This window comes from Pseudomonas sp. (genome assembly GCF_026224925.1).
GTDB lineage: Bacteria > Pseudomonadota > Gammaproteobacteria > Pseudomonadales > Pseudomonadaceae > Aquipseudomonas.
Genome location: NZ_JAMFRV010000625.1, coordinates 1 through 2,550, shown reverse-complemented (window position 1 = coordinate 2,550; position 2,550 = coordinate 1). Strand labels below are relative to the sequence as shown.

The window sequence follows — 2,550 nt, the reverse complement described above, 5'->3', positions numbered from 1 at the left end:
TCATAGGCGCGGATGCTAACACGAGCTGCGGATGCCACTAGAACGCGCTAGACCCCAGAAGTTTCAAGCTGTTACGCCCGGGCTTTGAGCAATACCTGTGGATTAGGGTGGAAAAACACATGCTCTCGGATTGGTCCTACAGCGACCTCTCCTATTTCCTCATAGCCTTGTCGCTTATAGAACTCTAAATAGCGGTGATTTCCGGTATCGAGAACGATCCCTTCCGACGTTTCATCCTCTGCGCACCATTGATGCAGTGCCTCAAGCAACTGCTCGCCGAAATGTTGACCCTGAAACTGTGGGTGAATGCCCAGTAGCGGCAGTACATGAACCGCATCCGTTGGCAAACAAGCCAGCACCGCTTGGTGGTACGCCAGATAACGTTGAGTACATCGAAAACCGGTGCTGAGCACCATGCGCAGGCGCCATGCCCAGCTCTCAGTAATACCCAAACGCCTTTGCGGCGGCGCAATCAAAGCAATACCGATCATTCGGTCGTCGATGAACAATCCGAGCGCCGGCAATTCCTGAAAAAAATGTTGTTTGACCAGCTCTCGCACCGTGGCCCGGACCCGATGCTCATAACCTGGCCGTTCCGATTCGAACAGATAGCCAAAACTCGGCTCATGGCGATAGGCGTGATAAAGCAGCGAACGCGCCTCACGTGAATAACCGCTGTCCAACAAGCGGACTTCGGCCACGGCAGTTAATGTGTCAGGCATTCGGTAGACCCCGTAGATACAGCGCTACTCGACCGGCAGCGTTTCTGGTGCGAAAGCTTCGAGTGAGCAACATGGCGCACAGTTCCGTAACCTTTCGCCCTCATATCGGACCCTAGCAGTCGATTGTTAAAACCGCCACGCTGGCCGAGAGCCTACAGGTCAGCTAGCATCGCTTTTTTGTTCTGCCAGGATAGCCGCCCATGAAAATCGTCTCATTCAATATCAATGGCCTCCGCGCCAGGCCTCATCAGTTGGCGGCGCTGATTGATAAACATCAGCCAGACGTTATTGGCCTGCAGGAAACCAAAGTATCTGACGAGCAGTTTCCCCACGCCGAGATCGAGGCCTTGGGCTACCACGTACATTTCCATGGCCAGAAGGGCCATTACGGCGTTGCACTGCTGTCGCGCCAAGCGCCGTTAACCCTGCACAAAGGCTTCCACACCGATGATGACGAGTCCCAGAAGCGCTTCATCTGGGGGACGTTCGCGGATGCTAACGGCGAGCCAGTGACCATCATGAACGGCTATTTCCCACAAGGCGAAAGCCGAGATCACCCCACCAAGTTTCCAGCCAAGGCACGCTTCTACAATGATCTGCAGTTGCTGTTGGAGAGCCAGTTCCAGAACCATCAGCCGGTAGTGGTCATGGGCGATATCAATATTTCCCCAGAAGACAGCGACATCGGTATTGGTGCAGATAATGCGAAGCGCTGGCTGAAAACTGGAAAATGCAGCTTCCTTCCCGAAGAGCGGGAATGGTTGGCTCGTTTGAAAAACTGGGGGTTGGTGGACAGCTTTCGCCATCTGAACCCGGACGTGATCGACCGTTTCAGCTGGTTTGATTACCGCAGCCGGGGTTTTGAGGACGAGCCGAAACGCGGTCTGCGCATCGACTTGATCATGACTTCCCATGGGTTGCAGCCACGGATCAAAGCTGCAGGGGTCGACTACGACCTGCGTGCCATGGAAAAACCGTCTGATCACGCCCCAATCTGGTTGGAGTTGAGCTAGGCATCTGAGTGAGATTTCACGGCTTTCAGCTGCCTGTCATATTTCAGCAATCATCCTGACTTAATCTCCCGGCACTTTCTGCTTATATAAGGTGCCGCACATGCTGCGCGCTCTGTTTGCCGGTCAAACACGTCATCACGTTGCCGGGTTATTTTTCGGGCTGTTGTGCAACGCCCTGCCGAGCCTGACTTTCGCTGCATTGCCTATGCCCGCCGAAGGCGTAGCGGCCCTGCGCATTCAAGGCTCGAATACCATTGGCGCCTCGCTGGGCCCTGCATTAGTCGTGGGGCTTTTGCAGACGCAAGGCTTTGAGGACGTGCGCATCGAGTCAGGGGCTCATGAGAATGAACAGCGCGTCGTCGGCAAAACGGCTGATGGACACCGGGTTTTTATCGAGGTCGCAGCCCACGGCTCGGGCACCGGCTTTAGCGCGCTAAAGGCCGGGACGACAGACCTTGCAGCCTCTTCTCGACGCATCAAAGACAGCGAGCTGACAGACTTGGCGGCGCTGGGCGATCTGAAAAGTCCGAAAGCCGAGCAAGTCATCGCCATCGATGGTGTAGCGGTCATCCTGCACCCGGTTAACCCTTTGCGTCAGCTGAATACCGAACAACTGGCGCGTATTTTTTCCGGTGAGATTCACAACTGGGAAGAACTAGGGGGCACCGGCGGCGCGATCCATCTGTATGCCCGGGATGACCAATCCGGCACCTTCGACACGTTTAACGAACTGGTGCTGGTAAAGAATCACAAAACACTCGCCCGCAGTGCCAAACGATTCGAATCCAGCGAGCAGTTGTCTGATGAGGTCAGTC

At 55.2% G+C, this 2,550-nt stretch carries 3 protein-coding genes; 2 read left to right on the top strand and 1 reads right to left on the bottom strand.

Annotated elements, in window-relative coordinates:
* Nucleotides 1-71 precede the first annotated feature (71 nt).
* Complete coding sequence (locus M0974_RS26060; RefSeq protein ID WP_297843883.1) at nt 72-722, bottom strand: N-acetyltransferase; 651 nt, start codon at nt 720-722, stop codon at nt 72-74.
* A gap of 200 nt (nt 723-922) precedes the next feature.
* On the opposite strand from M0974_RS26060, the gene xthA reads away from it, so the two are divergent.
* Nucleotides 923-1,735: an exodeoxyribonuclease III gene (gene xthA, locus M0974_RS26055; protein ID WP_297843880.1), complete on the top strand. Its 813-nt coding sequence runs from the start codon at nt 923-925 to the stop codon at nt 1,733-1,735.
* Nucleotides 1,736-1,940: 205 nt separating this feature from the next.
* On the top strand, nt 1,941-2,550 hold a 610-nt coding region (locus tag M0974_RS26050), incomplete at its 3' end, for a substrate-binding domain-containing protein (protein WP_297843886.1).

Coding starts and splice junctions, on each gene's coding strand:
- M0974_RS26060 (WP_297843883.1), bottom strand. CDS start 722: ATGCCTGACACATTAACTGCCGTGGCCGAAGTCCGCTTGTTGGACAGC.
- xthA (WP_297843880.1), top strand. CDS start 923: ATGAAAATCGTCTCATTCAATATCAATGGCCTCCGCGCCAGGCCTCAT.